We start from the raw sequence: 16,562 nt of genomic DNA, 5'->3' as shown, positions 1-16,562 counted from the left end.
CATCTCAAAACTTCGGCACAGGCAATTCCGGCAATTGCGCTGCTTCATTTGGTTGTCTGGCAAAGTTTTCTCGCTGGCGAGCAAAGGTTTGAACATTGTCAGCCATATCCCAATGTCATACTACGTAAATTAATCTGATAATAATAGTCAAGTTTAAGAGGCGCGGCGATGACGGTTGAGCAAACATCCGGACTTGGAACGATGAAGGCGCATTTTTGCAAATTGCCTTATCTTTTGCTCGGGTCAACCCTGCTTTTCAGTGTGCCCTTGTTCAGTGTTGCCAGTGCGCAGCAGGTAAGTGATACCGGATCAGAGAGTATCAAACTGGATACGATCGTGATCGATAGCGGTAATTCTGTCGACGGTGAAAAAGGGATTGTTGCCAAGCGAAACCGCACCGGGTCCAAAACCGATACGCCACTTATCGAAACACCGCAGGCCGTGAGCGTCGTCACGCGCGATCAGATGGATGCGCAAGGGGCAAATAGTGTCGCCGAAGCGCTCAGATATACACCCGGCGTTTTTGCCGATCCGAATGGCTACGATGTGCGCTACGACTGGTTGTATATACGCGGGTTCAACACCTACGGGACAATGTGGCTCGATGGGCTGGCCATTCCGGGCGATCCCGCCAACTACGCAACGCCAACGATTAACTCCTATGCTCTCGAGCGCGTTGAGGTGATCAAGGGCCCTGCCTCGGTGCTTTATGGACGTGCCGTCCCCGGTGGACTGGTGAATATGGTAAGCAAGCGACCGCAAGGGACGCCTTATCGTGAGGCTTCAGTTCAGACGAACGGCTTTGGCGGTGTTCAGGGTTCTGTTGATATGACAGGTCCGATCACCGAGGATGGTGAATGGCTCTACCGTTTCACTGGGCTTGCCAAAAACCTGCACACCCAGATCGACTCGGAGCGTGACGAACAGATCATGCTGGCACCAAGCCTGACCTGGAGCCCCTCAACAGATACTTCGCTTACACTCTACGGCTATTACCAGCGTGACCGGCCGACTTTCAGTCCACGGTTCTATCCCGCTGTTGGTACGTTGCTGCCCAACAAGTTCGGTCAGATACCGCGGGATGTGTTTCTCGGAGACCAGTCATCTGGCGAGTTCAACCGCGATTATTACATGGGCGGCTATGAGTTTTCGCATTCCTTCGACGAGACCTGGACGGTGCGCCAGAATTTACGATATGGGCGTTCGGACCAGGACATGTTTCTGGCCCTGGTCAATCCTGCCTTTGCATATGGCGGCGAGGGTCATACATTGAACAGGGTATCGGCAATATCTGACGAGTATCTGACAACATTTGCCGTCGATACCCAGGCCGAGGCGAAGTTCGAGACCGGCGAGTTTGAACATACGGTTCTTTTTGGCCTTGACTATCTTCGTGCGCAATCCAGTACCCAGTTCGGCAACAGCCCGCGGAATATGCCTGTTCCGCCTATCGATTATCTCGATCCGATTTATCAAGGCCCAATTCCTGTCCCCGATTTTCAGCGCTCCGCACTTCAAAAACAAAGTCAGGTTGGCTTCTATGTGCAGGACCAAATCAAATATGATCGCTGGGTAGGAACGTTTGGCCTACGCTACGACATTTCCAAGATCGATAGCCTGAACAGAATGAGCAATGCCGCTCTCGTTGAAACAGATGACAAGAAGCTGACAGGGCGGGCAGGCATAGCCTATCTCTTTGACAATGGGCTTGCGCCTTATGCCAGCTATTCCACATCGTTTCTGCCGGTGCTGGGAACGGACCGCCTGAACGCCCCTTTTGAGGCGCAAACCGCAGAACAGTTTGAAGTCGGTGTGAAATATGCGCCGGACGGCGGACGAGGCATGATAACGCTGTCGCTGTTCCAGATGACCATGGACAATTATCTGACACCGGATGCATTGGATATACAGCGCTCGGTTCAAAGTGGCCGACAGCGCGTCCGTGGCCTGGAGGTCGAGGGAAAGTATGAAATCAGTTCTGAACTAACTGTGCTCGCCGCATACGCCTATTCTGACTCTGAAGTCATTCGCTCCAATAATGCGAAAGAGCTTGGCAAAGAAATGCTGCGACTGCCGGAACATCAGGGTAGCCTATGGGCAATCTATGCGCCTTCTTATGTTCCGGGATTGGCGGTCAGTGCCGGTGTGCGGGCAATATCTTCCTACCAAACGGATAGTACATACCTCTCGGATTTGAGAATTCCCTCGAGGGCACTGGTCGATATAGGGGCGGAGTATGACTTCGGGGCCCTGAACAAGGAGTTCGAGGGAACCAAGCTGCGCATCAATGTGTCTAATCTCTTTGACAAGAAGTATGTTTCCCATTGCCTCAACATAACGGGAGGCAGCTGCAATTACGGGGCAGGACGGACGATCACAGCCAACCTGAAATACGCATGGTAATGCGGTCTGCTGTGAAGGTCGGCCTGGGAGCAAAGGTGTTCTGGCTGAGATTGGCCAGCCTGCTCTTTGCTGCCATCCTCCTGCTTGTCGCGCCGGAAGCCAGATCAGAAATCATTGTGAGGGATGCGGTGGGTCGTGAAGTGCGGCTTGCAAAGCCTGCAACCAGAATTGTGACCAATGAAAGCCTCACGCTGCTGACACTGGCGTTGCTTGATCCAGACCCGGTTTCCAGATTGGCAGGGTGGGCCGCGCCAAGGCGGTTTGACCGGGGCATTTATGAAACGCTACGCCGCAAATTTCCGGCCATTGACGACATTCCTGTCGTGGGCGGTGTCATGTCCGCCGATACATCGGCAGAATCCATACTGAGCGTGAATCCTGATCTCTTCGTGGTGAGCATATGGCAAGCAGGTTGGGAGCCGACGGCTGATCTGTTGCAGGCAGCTGGCGTGCCGGTGATCTTTCTTGACGTTGCTGACAGTCGTTCCGGTTCTCCTCTGGGTGCCACAAACACGGGTATCGAACTTCTCGGCAAGGCGATCGGTCGTGAGGACCGCGCCAAGGACATTACCGGCTTTATCAATGAGCGGTACCGCTTCGTAACCCGAAGACTGACACAGCAATCGACGCGTCCTGACGTATTGATCGACGCACATGCGGGATCGATCTGTTGCGCAACTCCGGGCTCCGGAAATCGCATGACCCAGCTCATCGAAATGGCTGGTGGCCACAGCATTGGTTCCAATGTTCCGGGCTATGATGGTCAACTCAATATCGAATCTGTGCTGAAGGCCGACCCCGAAGTTTATATCGGCACCGGTGGACCACATCTGGCCGCACAAGCCGGGTTGGTAGTGGGTGGCGGTATAGACAAGACTGCTGCACAGGATTCTCTGCGGGATGTTACGCGACGAAATCATCTGGGCCAGCTGGCAGCCATCCGCAAAGGAAACGGCTTCGCAATCTCGCATCAATTGTCCATATCCGCGCTGAGCGTTCTTGTCCTTGAATGCTTTGCAAAGTGGACGCATCCCGAACTGTTCGCCGACCTCGATCCATCGGACACGCTCGCCGAAATTAACCGGCGGTTTATGGCTGTGCCATTGGAAGGAACATTCTGGACCAGCCTGAAGGATACCGGCAATTGACCTTCGAACATAGGATCAAAAGCAAGTTTGAAGCGCATGCCAGTCTGCCGCTACGCGATCATGATGCCGTGATCGCCCCCATGTGCGAACATATGATTGAACATGGCGCTGAGGTCGAGGTTGCTGGAAATGAACACTGGGTCCGGCTTCGCGGAGCCACGGCCCGGTTCCGCCGGGCGGGGCCAATGACATTAGTGGACCTGACGGCGAAGACGCTTGAGGCACTCTATTTCATCCGGTCAGCTGTCGCGTCCCATATAGTCGAGTTTTCGACCGACTCAATTGATATGGCTTGGACCGGGGACGGCAGCGAGATCGTGCGTCCCCCGAATTTCGATATTTTTGAAGTTGTGAAGGTGCGGGATGTGACGCCGCGCTTGCGGCGTATCACTTTTTCCACCAATGCACCGGAACGCTTCGTACCGCTTGACGCACTTCATCTCAATCTTCTTGTTCAGCACCCGGAAATTGATACGCCGCAATGGCCAACAGTCGGCAAAAACGGGTTGATCGATTGGCCCGATACAAGCAGACGGCCGACGCCGCGCAAGTACACTGTAAGATCGGTCGATGCGAAATCCGGCACGCTCGATATCGATTTTGTAATCCATGCGGATGCCGGGCCGGGATCGCAATTTGCTGAAACTGCAATTGTCGGACAAGAAGTAGGCGTGCTCGGTCCGGGTGGCGGCGGCCTTGCATCGGCGGACTGGTATCTTTTTGCAGGCGATGAAACAGCTTTGCCTGCTATTGCCCGCATGCTTGAGCATTTGCCACCTCAATCACGCGGAGTTGCACTGATTGAGGTGGAGAATGAGCGAGAGATACAGCGATTGTCGACGCACGCAAGCATCGCAATCATCTGGTTGTGCCGTAGCCAAAGGCTCTCCGGCGGCACGCATAGCTTACGCTCTGCTATCAAAGAGGTCGATTTTCCCGATACGGGCACATCAATTTTTGTCTGGGCGGGGTGTGAATTCGAGGATTTCAAATCGATCCGAGCCCACTTGCGGGAAGAGAGAAAACTCCAGAAGCATGAGCATCTGGTTGTAGCGTATTGGCGCAAGGGCATGCCGGAAGATCCGGCTGGTTAAACATGCCTTTGGAAACGGGGTCAAGCGGTGGGATTCAGTCTGTGCTTGATCCGGTCTTTGCGTCTAGTTCGAATTGACAGGGACTCTGCGAATAACATCATCATAAGGTGCAAGGTCGAGAAAAGCGTTTACTTCAACAGCCTTTCCATCCTGCATACGGAAGATCCAGGCGTAGCTATTGCTATAGGGCACGCCATCACCCGCTACGGCCACACCTTCCCAGTTGATGATCACGTGCTCGCCGTCGGCCCAGATCTTTTTGCTGACCGGTGTAACGGGTTTGGAAAGACGGGATACGAAAGGGCGAACTGCGCGCTCGACGAATGCGTCACGCCCTTGAAATAGGCCAGCGCTCGGACCAGACCCTTCAATCTTCCAGTTTACATCCGGCGAAAGCACATCGGTGAAAAATGTCTGTCCACCAGCGGCCCAAGCGTCGAATGCTTCGGTTACAATCTGCTTGTTGCGCAGGGTTACATCCTGCGATGCTACGGCCGCTCCTGTTTGCAGTCCCGGGTGTATCAGTAAAGCGAATGCGAATACCGCGCTACGAATCGGATTGGATTTTGAAAGTTGCATGATTTTCTCCTTCGAACCTGTGGCCGTTAAATGAGGGAACGTGTGGACAATCAGTAAGGGCTTGCGGCCGGCCGGATAATGATTTCGCTCACATCAACGTCAGAAGGCTGGCTTATGGCGTAGAGAATGGAGTTTGCGATGGCCTCCGGACTGATCGTGACGGCGCGAAAGCCTTTCATGGTGTCGCGAGCAACGGGATCGCTGATCGTATCGGCGAGTTCCGATGCTGTCGTGCCGGGCGAGATAACCGTGACGCGAATTCTGTCATTCTCCTGCCGCAAGCCATCCGAAATGGCGCGCACCGCAAATTTTGTGGCGCAATAAACCGCAGCAGTCGGTGACACAGTGTGGCCGCCAATTGATGAGACATTGATGATCTGGCCGCTACCCTGCTGTTTCATGATTGGAAGCGCTGCGGCAATGCCGTAAAGCACGCCTTTTATATTGACATCGACCATCCGATCCCATTCATCGACCAATAAGGCAGCCATGGGCGATAATGGCATGATGCCTGCATTGTTGATCATGACATCGAGACGCCCAAATTCCGAAACAGCAAAATTGGCAAAGCTGCTTACTTGTTCGCGATTAGTGACATCCAGTTTCATGGTTCGAACCGAGCCGCCATCAAAGGTGATTTCCTTAGCCAATTGATCGAGCCGGTCTATACGCCTTGCTCCGATGACGACATGGGCTCCGGCCTTGGCAAGCACCCGCGCCGTTGCTTCGCCAATTCCACTGCTGGCTCCGGTGAGGGCTATGACTTTTCCCTGAATCTCAGACATTAAAAACTCCATATTTACTTGGAAAGGGGGGAGGATTATTTACGACGCAGGATCATTCCGCCGTGGTGAAGCGTGTTCTCGTCCACAAAGTCGCCATCGGCGGTGAAGCCCGTATCGTCCCAGTATTCGATATGAGTGCCGGTCACCTCGTAGCGGCCCTGATAGGCACTTTCGAGGTTTCCGCGTGCCTCATCATAACGATTATCGCGAAGCAATTCGTGGCGGACGCGGCCATCATCGGTCACCCACATGCCGACATAAGAGTGTTGCAACATTTGAACCTCATTTGATTTTGTATCGTGCTGACCGGAGCGTTTTTGTTTCGGCTCGGATGCCGCATTGAATGCGCCAGACATCGTTAGAAAAAGAACGGTCATGGTGCCTGCAATGAGCCGGGAGCTGTGAACTGGCATGAACTGTCTCCTTTTGAGCTGATATGAATTACTGTTGTATGACCAAATTAGTTCATTTCAACTGGTGTGATAAAGTTGCCAATTGCAAATGCATCAGTTAATATTGTTAACCAATGATGGATGATCTGGAAGGTATCCCGGTATTTCTGGCGGTCGCGGAAGCAAGGAATTTTCGCATCGCAAGCGAGCGGCTGGGCGTTACACGCTCTGCGGTTAGTCAGGCGCTTCAAAGATTGGAAGATCGGATTGGCGTTGCGCTGGTACAACGAACCACACGCAGCGTGCGGCTGACGGAAGCCGGAGAACAGTTCTACGGGGCGGTAAATCCGTCTGTTGCCCAAGTCAGGCAAGCGGTGGAAGCCGTCCGCGAGGTGCAGAGCAAGCCCAGCGGCTTGTTGAAGATTGCTGTTTCATCCATTGCCGAAAGCTTTTTGTCTGGTCCACTACTTGCTGGTTTCATAGAGCGGTATCCGGAGGTGGCGCTCGACATTACCGTTACGGACGACGAATTCGATATTGTCAGCGCCGGTTTTGATGCTGCCGTAAGGCTTGGCGAGGTGATCGAACAGGATATGATCGCCGTGCCTGTTTCTTCACAGCAGAGGCAATGTCCTTTTGCGTCACCGGCCTATCTGGCAAAGAACGGCAGTCCAAATCACCCGCGCGACCTGTCAGAGCATGTTTGCATCGGCTGGAGGCCTCGCCCGGACAGCGCACCTTATCGTTGGGAATTCACGGAGAATGGCCGTGACTTCGATGTCGCCGTCAACCCCAAGGTAACGACCAACGACATGCAATTGATGATCCGCATGGCCTGCGCCGGAGCGGGGGTTACATTCGGCATGGTCGATACATTTCAGCCCTGGGTTTCCCGCGGCGAACTCGTGCCGCTTCTGGAAGCTTTCGGGCCCCCCTTCAATGGCTTTTATCTCTACTATCCCAGACGCCACAGGCAGCCTGTCAAGTTAAGGGCGCTGGTGGATTACATACGTGTCGCAAGGGCAAGGCCATAGCCCTCAGATGCGAATGCCCTTGTCATTGAAAAGATGAATTGGGGCGTTGGACAGCGAGAGGTCAATCTCCATACCTGACGTGAGATCATGCTGCCCGGGGATGACGACCAGAAACTTTTGCCCCGCAACTTCCGTGTGGAGTACTGTTTCCGAGCCAAGCGCCTCGACAAGCTGGACCTTGGCCCGGATGCTTTTTTCACCGGCACCGAGAGTAACGTGCTGCGGACGAATTCCGAGAGTGATATTTGCGTTTTTCTCAAGCGTTCCATTGCCGACCGGGAGGGTGAGTTCATAGCCATCGGCAAGCGCCACCTGGATATTGCCTGTTTCGACCGAACTCACGGTGGCTTCAAGGAAATTCATGTGCGGAGCGCCGATGAACCCTGCTACAAAACGGTTGGCTGGCGTATTGTAAAGTTCAAGCGGCGTGCCAACCTGTTCGATTTTTCCCGCACGCAACACGACAATGCGGTCGGCGAGTGTCATCGCCTCGACCTGATCGTGGGTGACGTAAATCATGGTTGATGACAGGCGGGCATGAAGCGCTGCAAGCTCGGCGCGGGTTGAAACCCGCAATTCGGCATCCAGATTTGACAAAGGCTCATCCAGCAGAAAGGCGACGGGGCGGCGCACAATGGCACGGCCGATTGCAACCCGCTGACGCTGACCGCCGGAAAGCTGGCCGGGGCGGCGGGCAAGATACGGCTCGATCTCAAGCATGCGTGCAGCTTCGGCGATGCGCTCATCAATCTCCAGCTTGGGCATTTTGGAGTTTTCAAGGCCGAAGGCAAGATTTTGCCGCACGCTCATATGCGGGTAGAGTGCGTAAGACTGGAAAACCATGGCAAGACCGCGATCAGCCGCCGTGACATCATTGACCGGCTTTCCGTCAATGGCAATTTCACCGCTGGTGATTTTCTCCAGACCGGCAATGGCACGCAATAGAGTCGATTTTCCGCAACCCGACGGACCGACAAAGACAACGAGTTCGCCGTCATTTATGTCGAGGTTGATGCCATGCAGGACATCAATGGTTCCGAAGGATTTCTTGACATTGGAGAGTGTGATCTGGCCCATGTGAGTTTCCTTATTTTAGGCCCGTACCGGCGATGCCAGTCGTTATGAAACGCTGCAGGAAGATGAATACCAGCACCACCGGAATCATGGTGACGACCGTCATCGCAAGGATGAAATGCCATTGCACATTCAGCTCGCCGGAATAGATGCTCAGTCCCACCTGCAAGGTGTAAAGCTCCTTGCGGGACAGAACGATCAATGGCCAGAGGAAGTCATTCCACCGCCAGACGACCGAGAAAATTGCAAGCACTGCGAGTGCAGGCGCGGTTAGCGGCAAGACGATGCGCCAGTAGATCTGCCACTCGGATGCCTTGTCCATACGGGCAGCGTCGATGAGTTCATCGGGAATGGTCAACATGTATTGGCGCAATATGAAAACGCCTGTGGGGGTGGCCACGGTTGGTAAAATGACACCCCAGAGATTGTTGAACAGGCCAAGTGCCGAGATGATCGAATAGAGTGGCACCATGATCACCGAAAGCGGCACCATCAGCGTTGCAAGAATGATCAGCATGGCGAAGGAGCGACCGCGAAACTCATATTTCGACAGGGCGAAAGCCGCCATTGAATTGACGATGAGGGTAATCAGCGTTGCCATGACTGTGACGAACACCGAATTCCACAGATAGCGGAAGAAATCGAAATGCACGAATGGCCCGGTGTAATTCTCCGTGGCGAATGACAATTCCTGTACAGGTTTGCGGCTATTAATATTGACGCGAATGGTTTCGTCGGGTTTTGCAGGATCAACCATCTGGCTGAACAGGCCAATGCGGCGCACTTCGGCGAGCTTCTTCGTCGTGCCATCAGGCAGCGTCACATTGTAGAGTGTCAATGGCTTGTCATGGCCTTCAACACTGATCTGCTGACTGGCATAGGGCAAGATGGACGGCGGGAATTCAGCCAGTGCTGCCGGTGTCTTGAAGGAAGAGAACATCAGCCACAGGGCCGGTCCGAACATGATAAGCAGTCCGCTGATCAGCCAGACCCATGTGACAATATCGGTCCAATGCCAACCCTTGCCGCCCCTGCGGCGCAGAATGAAAGCTGCGGCTCTCCCCATCAGCGTTTCCCCTTGTTTTCGCCGCGCCGACCAAGGCCAAGCTGGACCAATGTGAGCACGACAAGGACCAGACCCATAAGAATGGATGCAGCGGCTGCAAGCCCAGGATTGCGCGGCTGCGAGACAAAGCCGGTTTCATAAATATACTGGGTAATAAACAGAGTGCTGGTTCCCGGGCCTCCGCCTGTGAGAATGTAAACCTCGTCAAAGACCTGTACGGAGCGGATAAGCGCAAGAACAATCACAACGACGAGATTAGGCATGAGAAGCGGCAGGGTGATGCGCCAGAAGACTCTGGCTGGCTTGGTGCCATCCATATCCGCAGCTTCATAAAGATCTTTCGGGATCGCCTGCAGGCCAGCCAGCAGGATCAAGGCGTAAAAGCCCATATGTGCCCAAAGGGAAACACCAACTGCTGCGGCGAAGGACCAGGTACGGTCTGTCAGCCAGGTGTAGGGTTCAACCCCGAACGGGTAGAGAATGAAATTCAACAGCCCCTGACGCTGAAGAATCCATCGCCAGATGAGACCGACAACCACAGGTGAGAGCAGGACGGGAAAGAAGAATACCGCGCGCCAGAAAGAACGGGCTGCAAGGTTCCGGTTCAGGATCAATGCAGTCACCAATGCTGCGCCGATCATCAGAGTTACCTGCAATACCACAAACCAGAACGTGTTGCTGATCGCGGTCCAGAATGCGTCTTCCTGACACGTCAGAGGCTCAAGATAATTGCTGCAATCAAAGAGGCGCTGATACTGGTCCGCACCGACATAGGTGCGCTCCGGCAGGAACAATGCAGAACCGCCTGTTGTCGAATAGATGAAGTTGATGAAGAGCGGCAACAGAACGAAAATGCCGAAGATCAGCATATTAGGCGCGAGGAAAAAGATCGCCATGCCGCTGAGGCCGGTCATTCTCTGCAACGCCCGCAAAGGACGATCAAGCAGGCCCATAACGAGCCGGATTGGTGCGAGCGCAACCGCGCCGAAGCGCTGAATGGCCGATGGTTTCAATGCAGTTTCAAGCGGCGCCGTCATAGCGCGTCTCCTGTGCCGAAGTGTCAGGATTGCGCGGCTTGTCCCCCACTTTGAAGGGGAAAGCAAGCCGCTTGACCGGTTCTGTCAAAGGCCGGAATCCTTGACCTTGGTCGCAATGTCAGAATCGATACGGGTAAAGGCGTCATCGAGTGGCAACTCACCGGCAATCACCTGAGCCACACGCGTGACCAAGGCGCCATAAACCGTATCGGCCCAACGCCAGCCGGGCATTTTCTGGGCGGCAGGTGCGGTTGTCTTGCTTGCTTTGACGAAGACATCAAGCGCCGCCTTGACCTGCGGGTCCTCGGTCTTGAAATTGAGATCGCCCTTATCGAGAATGCCCTTGTGGGCAGGGATGAAAAGCGTTCGCTCGGAGAATTCCTTCACGACTGCTTCGCTTGCCAGATAGTCCATGACCTTGGCGACGTCTTTCGGGTTTTTCGTGTATTTCACCGCAACCAGTCCTGCCCCTCCAGGCATGCCGGTGCAAGCTGCCGGACCGCATGGGCTGCCGGTCGCAACCCAGTCAAAGCCATTGCCGATCTTGGTTGCAAAATTGGGGATTTGCCAGGAACCGGAATAGTAATAGGCAAGCTGCGCATTGATGAAGTCGTCACCTGCAGCACGATAGGTCTGACCGGCAGCGGAGACCCAGACATCCTTGCTCATGATCCCGTCACTCGTCCACCCGACAAATTTTGCAATGAAGTCTTTTGCCCCTTTATCAAGCGGCGCTGGCTTACCGTCAGCTCCGATATAATTGGCACCAAAGCTTATGTTTGGTGCCGTGATGCGATGGCCGGAACGGTCGAGTGCCATGGCAAAAGGAATTTGCTGACTGTCGGCGACCTTCTTTGAAGCGTTTGCCCAATCGTCCCATGTAGCGTCAGGGCCGGGCAGGGGAACGCCCGCCTGTTCGAACAGGGTCTTGTTGGCAAAGCCACCGGTCAGGGTAACCTGTGTCATGAAACCCGATATCTGGTTGGAGCCGTCGGGCCGCATCCAATCGGCTTGGTCACCGAAGTTGGTATCCCAATAGGCCGCGTCCGAGACGAGTGGACGCAGATCAAGCCAATGCTGGCTGAGGTCTTTCAGCGATGTGACCCGCGCGATATCCGGGCCATGACCTGCTTCAAGTTGAACCGGTAATTGTTCCTTGATGACACCAAAGGCAACATTATCAATCGTCACTTTGATATCCGGATTTTGCTCCATGAAGCGGTTCATGAGGTCAGCCAGTACCTCGCCTTCAACGCCGTCGGAATACCACATGATTCGTACGTCGCCGGCATAGGCCGTCGATGTCAGAAGTGCGAGCGTAGCGCCCGCCAGAAGCGATCTCAATTTCATGCCTGTTTCCTCCTCCAAGGACAAGGCGAGCCTCCACCCGCCGGGTTCATTCTTATGATTGGTCCAGCATTTTCGCTTCGCCCTTTACGCTGTAATCGGCTCTCGTGATGGTACGGCTTTCAGCCTCAACGCTACCATCGGCCCGGAAACGGACAGTGCCATATTCGGGATCGTCAACGACAATAGTGCCGTCGTTTTCCTCACGTGCGTCAAGGAGTCCAAAGCGTTCTTCGACAGATGCCAGATCATTCGACGTGCAGACCCGGACGATCCAGCGGGTTTTCATGCCATACTGCCGGATTTCCACATTCGCAGATGGGCCTTCCGCGACCTGCAATAGTGGTTCGCTGGCATGCAGCAAAACGGCTCCTGTTCCTGAACGGGCTATAGCGCGATTGCCGGAAATCCGGCTTTCATCGAACTCGGCAATCGGAAACCATGCATGGGTGAAATTCGGCTGTTCCTCATGAAGCGCAAAGGCCAGCACAGCCAGACCGCGATATTGCTGAACGCGCGGAATCGTTCCGCATCCGCCCCAATAGGAGGGCCGGCCGTAGCCGAACTGGATGCTTTCGCCAGGATGATTGATCCAGATCGCAGCTTCCGGCTTTTCTCCCAGACGCAAATGCAGGATGGTTTCCTGATAGCCCCAATCGCCCCAGCGATAATTGACGGCTGATCCCATGGCGAAATCAGCGCTTTTGTAATGATAAAGCGCGGCGAAAGCGTTTTCGCCTTGCGCAAACCGCCATTCCTGATGCCGGGCATCCTGCAAATCGGCGATTGCGGAAAGCGAAGCCGGGATTTCGAGGCCATGATCGCGCAGGCAGACGGCAAGCTGTGGCAAAGCATGCACACGGCGACCGTACCAGCCCTTTGCCCAAAGCAGACGGGCCACGCCCGACAGTTCAAGCGAACGTCCGGCACAAAGCGTATGTTCATAGGAGCGGCCTTGGGCAGCCGTGACCATGCCATGATGCGCGGAGCGAGCAATAATTTCACAAAGCCGGATGATGCCGGCCTTGGCACGCCGGGAGATATCTTCATCCGGTGCCAGCGCGGCAAGCGCCGTCAAGCCCTTCAGATCAATCGGGAAATAGGGCGCGGAGTTGAACTCCGCCATTTCCCAATGCTCGAAATGATCCAGCCACGCGCGCACCCGCGCCGCGCCGACCTTGCTCTGCTCGGTCCCGCTGCGACCCGAACGGACAAAGATGCTGTTCGCAAGAAGATTGCCCGCAAGATAGGCTGATGTATGAAAAAGCAGAGCGTGGTTCTCCGAGAAATACCACTGAACATCATTGCCCGGCTCATCCATCCAATAGCGATAATTGAGAATGGCTGCGTCGATCCGATCGCGTGTTTTCGCGTTGATGTCTTTGCCCCAGACGGTGCGGGACCAGATGAGCGGAACAAGCGAGAAGTCTGCACAATCATGACAATCTTCGATCGAGGGCAGAATTTCCTCGATCATCGCATCGGTTTCAGCACCCGCGCGACCACTGGCAAGGCGGGCAAAGGCGCGAACAGTATCCCGTTCCGAATATTCCGAGACTTCATCAAGGGTTTCGGAAATGCGGCTGGCCAGTGTCGCTCCGGCTGCGCCTTGCCGTTCCGCATGGCAAATTTCCACCCCGAGCGAGCGCGAGGCGACAAAGCCCCCCGCATTCAGGGTGATACGGAAATGGCGGAAATCGGCGGGGGCTTCCTCGGACGGGCCAATAAGCAGGCTGGTTGCGCCTGCGGCGAGGTCGAAATCGAAATCGAAACGCTCGCGGGACATGAAGTCACCTTCGACAGCGACATTTACCTTCACATCAACTGGCAGGGGCTGCGCCAGCAGGAGAGTGATGTCACCGCCAAAATAATGCGGGCGGTCGAGAGACATTCCGTCAAGCGCTGCTTCAAGGCTTGCGGCAACCGATCCTGCAACAGGCACGGGAAGGGCTATTGTTGCTGCGGGACCGGAGAGATAATCGAACTGGAAGAAATAGCGTGCATCGCGCTCGGCAAGATCATCGAAGAAAAGCGTGATTTCATTGGTGCCTTCGATGAGGGGTAACTCGAATTCCTGTTTCACTTCAAGGTTTCGGCTATAAGGTGCCATCCAGCCGATCTCGACCCCATTGAGCCAAAGAACTGCACCGCCGCAGGTGCCCAGCCGGATTCTTGCGATCCCGGCGGTCTCAGCCTCGATATAGGTGCGCGTCCATGTGGCAAGCCGGGTCGGGCGGAACCAGAAACCGGACAAATCAAGCCGGGGCGAGCCAAAAGGCAGCCACCATTTGGCAGCATCAAAGCTGCCGCGAACGTCCGGGCGTTTGCCACGATAGGTCTCGGCAAAAATCGTACGGCAGGGATATTCGTGCGGGATGAAATTCTTCACCTTTGTCAGGAAGAAGAATGGGTCCATTTCACCTTGCATGGGTGCATCAGGTACGTCAAAACGCTCTTCCGCCAGCGCGCCCAATTGCCAATATTGCAAGGGCTCTCCCGACTTGAGAGACTTGCGCATCCAATGTGTTTCCGCGTTCATTTCAAATCCGCTACAGCAACTGGTGCCACGTCATTGTATTCCTGGTTTTCCCCCGTCATGCCCCAGACAAAGGCGTAAGGTCCGGTGCCAGCGCCCATGTGGATGGACCAGGCCGGAGAGATCAATGCCTCCAGATTGGCAACCACGAGATGACGTGTTTCATCGGGGCGACCCATGAGGTGAATAACGCGATCCTCAGGAGCAAGGTCGAAATAGCAATAGGCTTCCATGCGCCGTTCATGCAGGTGAGGTGGCATGGTGTTCCAGATACTTCCATCGGCAAGATCGGTAATACCCATCAAAAGTAGGCAGGAAGGGGCGACTTCCGGGTGAATATACATGCGCAGCTTGCGCTTGTTGGATCGCTGCTCGGTGCCAAGTTCAAGCAATTTGGATTCTGAACGCTGAATCAGGCGGTGCGGGATATCGCTGCCTGCCGGCACAGAATTCATGTAGAAGCGGGCAGGCGCGTCGGCAGTCACGCTGGAGACAGTGATTTCTTTCGCACCACGACCAATATAGAGTACATCACGGTTTTCCAGCGTGAAGCTTTGACCGTCAACAGTAATAGTACCAGCACCGCCCAGATTGGCGACACCCATTTCGCGGGCAGAAAGCAGGTAGGGCGTACCGATATCCTTGCCTGTCCCGAATGTCAGTTGTTGTGTTACCGGTACGGCTCCACCGAGGATCAAGCGATCGACATGGGTGTAGGTGAAGCTGACTGCATCTGGTTGAAACAGGTCCTCTAGAAGGAACTCTGCACGCAACCGCGCGGTGTCGAAAGCCTTCGTATCCTCGGGGCCTGACCCATAAAGCACTTTCATTGTCATGCTGCCTGTTCTCCTGCTTCCACATGCTGCAGCGCTTCGGAAAGACACAGAATGGAAAGTGCCTGTCCGTACCCCGTAGGTTGAATGGGAATGTCCTTGTAGAATTGTAGATTGTGGCCCATGCGCGTGCCATAGGAGACGTTGAGCACGGTGCCGGTTTCGTCAATATTGTTCAGAACCGCCTGTATGGCTTTCAGGCCCGCCTTGCGCCATTCCGGTGTTCCCAGTCCGATGCGATATCCCTTCAGCAAGCCATAGCCAATACCGGCGGTCGCCGAGATTTCTTCGTAGGAAGAGGGATCGTCAAGCAGTGTGCGCCAAGCGCCGGATTGAGTCTGCAAGGGGAGCAGCGCGTTGACCTGTGCAACCAGCACTCCAAGAAGAAAGTCCTTCACGGGTCTAGGCATATCCGCGAGATCGAAGAGATCAAGCATGCCGGCAGTTATCCAGGCATTGCCACGAGCCCAGCGCGCCTGCGCAAAATTATGACGTCCATTGAACGTCCAGCCATGGAACCAGAGGCCGGATTTTGTGTCTGCAAGATAGCGGGAATGAACAAGGAACTGGCGTGCTGCTTCGTCCACAAGCTCGCGGCGACCGCTCGCCTGCCCATAAGAGGCAAGAAACAAGGCAACCATGTAAAGCGTGTCGTCCCAGAGTTCGTGATCGTTCACCTTGTCGGAAACATGATGCTCGAATGCACCTTCCTCGGTGCGGGACATTTGCGCCATGACTTGATCCGCCCAGTCATCAAGCGGCTTTTTCCAACGCGGATCGCGTGTTTCCTTCCAGAGAACGGATAGAGCCAGCATGGGCGCAGTGGTATTGACGTTAAGCGCTGGAAGGCCAGCTGTAATACGGGCGGTGTACCAATCTTCAATCAGCGTCTTCAGATCGACACGACCAGTAAAAAGCCATAGCCGGACGAGGCCGTAAAGCCCGACACCTTGCGGCCACTCCCAACTTTCGAATGATATATAATCGCCTGCTGTGCCGTCGAGATTAGGCTCATCGAAGCGGCCATCATTGCGAAGTCCGGTCATGCCGGCCACGACAAGATCCAGCTGGTTGCGGATATTCTGGCCGGTAAGGCCCATCTGATTTCCTCCGAGTGCCGGCCTTGCACCTTCCTAGGTGAATGGCTGAATGCTTACGCTTCTCCCAAGCGACGAAACTATGGAAGCACCAGAAAATTATTTGCGCAATATGAAAATTTTTTGCAGTGTGTGCC

Annotated in this window: 14 protein-coding genes; 4 read left to right on the top strand and 10 right to left on the bottom strand. The window is 54.7% G+C overall.

What is annotated here, in order from left to right; genetic code table 11:
- Positions 1–168 precede the first annotated feature (168 nt).
- The 3 genes from ACYJL1_RS18500 to ACYJL1_RS18490 are packed head-to-tail and all read left to right on the top strand — an operon-like array spanning position 169 to position 4,645.
- Positions 169–2,403, top strand: coding sequence for a TonB-dependent siderophore receptor (locus tag ACYJL1_RS18500; RefSeq protein ID WP_460898400.1), 2,235 nt, complete (start codon positions 169–171; stop codon positions 2,401–2,403).
- A complete protein-coding gene (locus ACYJL1_RS18495; RefSeq protein WP_460898399.1) occupies positions 2,397–3,551 on the top strand; it encodes an ABC transporter substrate-binding protein in 1,155 nt (384 codons plus the stop codon). Before ACYJL1_RS18500 ends, ACYJL1_RS18495 begins: the two co-directional genes overlap by 7 nt.
- Positions 3,548–4,645: a DUF2218 domain-containing protein gene (locus ACYJL1_RS18490; protein WP_460898398.1), complete on the top strand. Its 1,098-nt coding sequence runs from the start codon at positions 3,548–3,550 to the stop codon at positions 4,643–4,645. Before ACYJL1_RS18495 ends, ACYJL1_RS18490 begins: the two co-directional genes overlap by 4 nt.
- Before the next feature lie 63 nt (positions 4,646–4,708).
- Here the strand turns inward: ACYJL1_RS18490 and ACYJL1_RS18485 are convergent, their stop codons facing one another.
- Genes ACYJL1_RS18485 through ACYJL1_RS18475 form a run of 3 tightly spaced genes read right to left on the bottom strand, consistent with a single transcriptional unit; the run spans position 4,709 to position 6,422 of the window.
- On the bottom strand, positions 4,709–5,224 hold the full coding sequence (locus ACYJL1_RS18485) for a nuclear transport factor 2 family protein (protein ID WP_460898397.1): 516 nt from the start codon (positions 5,222–5,224) through the stop codon (positions 4,709–4,711).
- Positions 5,225–5,274: 50 nt separating this feature from the next.
- Complete coding sequence (locus ACYJL1_RS18480; RefSeq protein WP_460898396.1) at positions 5,275–6,009, bottom strand: SDR family oxidoreductase; 735 nt, start codon at positions 6,007–6,009, stop codon at positions 5,275–5,277.
- Positions 6,010–6,044: 35 nt separating this feature from the next.
- Positions 6,045–6,422 (bottom strand): Atu4866 domain-containing protein, encoded by a 378-nt coding sequence (locus ACYJL1_RS18475; RefSeq protein WP_460898395.1) that lies wholly within the window; start codon positions 6,420–6,422, stop codon positions 6,045–6,047.
- A gap of 113 nt (positions 6,423–6,535) precedes the next feature.
- Here ACYJL1_RS18475 and ACYJL1_RS18470 point away from each other — a divergent pair, with 113 nt between their 5' ends.
- Positions 6,536–7,435 (top strand): LysR family transcriptional regulator, encoded by a 900-nt coding sequence (locus ACYJL1_RS18470; protein WP_460898394.1) that lies wholly within the window; start codon positions 6,536–6,538, stop codon positions 7,433–7,435.
- Between the two features lie 3 nt (positions 7,436–7,438).
- Here the strand turns inward: ACYJL1_RS18470 and ACYJL1_RS18465 are convergent, their stop codons facing one another.
- From ACYJL1_RS18465 to bglB, 7 genes are all read right to left on the bottom strand, one after another.
- Positions 7,439–8,512 carry an ABC transporter ATP-binding protein gene (locus ACYJL1_RS18465; RefSeq protein ID WP_460898393.1) on the bottom strand — a complete coding sequence of 358 codons (1,074 nt, stop codon included), beginning with the start codon at positions 8,510–8,512 and terminating at the stop codon, positions 7,439–7,441.
- Positions 8,513–8,522: 10 nt separating this feature from the next.
- Positions 8,523–9,575: a carbohydrate ABC transporter permease gene (locus ACYJL1_RS18460; RefSeq protein WP_460898392.1), complete on the bottom strand. Its 1,053-nt coding sequence runs from the start codon at positions 9,573–9,575 to the stop codon at positions 8,523–8,525.
- Positions 9,575–10,528: a carbohydrate ABC transporter permease gene (locus tag ACYJL1_RS18455; RefSeq protein WP_460899156.1), complete on the bottom strand. Its 954-nt coding sequence runs from the start codon at positions 10,526–10,528 to the stop codon at positions 9,575–9,577. Before ACYJL1_RS18455 ends, ACYJL1_RS18460 begins: the two co-directional genes overlap by 1 nt.
- A 168-nt stretch (positions 10,529–10,696) precedes the next feature.
- Positions 10,697–11,962: an ABC transporter substrate-binding protein gene (locus tag ACYJL1_RS18450; protein WP_460898391.1), complete on the bottom strand. Its 1,266-nt coding sequence runs from the start codon at positions 11,960–11,962 to the stop codon at positions 10,697–10,699.
- A 52-nt stretch (positions 11,963–12,014) separates the two neighbouring features.
- A complete protein-coding gene (locus ACYJL1_RS18445) occupies positions 12,015–14,498 on the bottom strand; it encodes a hypothetical protein (protein ID WP_460898390.1) in 2,484 nt (827 codons plus the stop codon).
- Entirely contained in the window at positions 14,495–15,331 is an 837-nt protein-coding gene (gene kduI, locus ACYJL1_RS18440) for a 5-dehydro-4-deoxy-D-glucuronate isomerase (protein WP_460898389.1), read from the bottom strand. The genes ACYJL1_RS18445 and kduI overlap by 4 nt, the downstream gene beginning before the upstream one ends.
- Positions 15,328–16,428, bottom strand: coding sequence for a beta-galactosidase BglB (gene bglB, locus ACYJL1_RS18435; protein WP_460898388.1), 1,101 nt, complete (start codon positions 16,426–16,428; stop codon positions 15,328–15,330). The genes kduI and bglB overlap by 4 nt, the downstream gene beginning before the upstream one ends.
- Between the last annotated feature and the right edge of the window lie 134 nt (positions 16,429–16,562).

Source organism: Phyllobacterium sp. K27, assembly GCF_054796155.1.
This window is presented reverse-complemented; position numbering and strand designations above follow the sequence as displayed.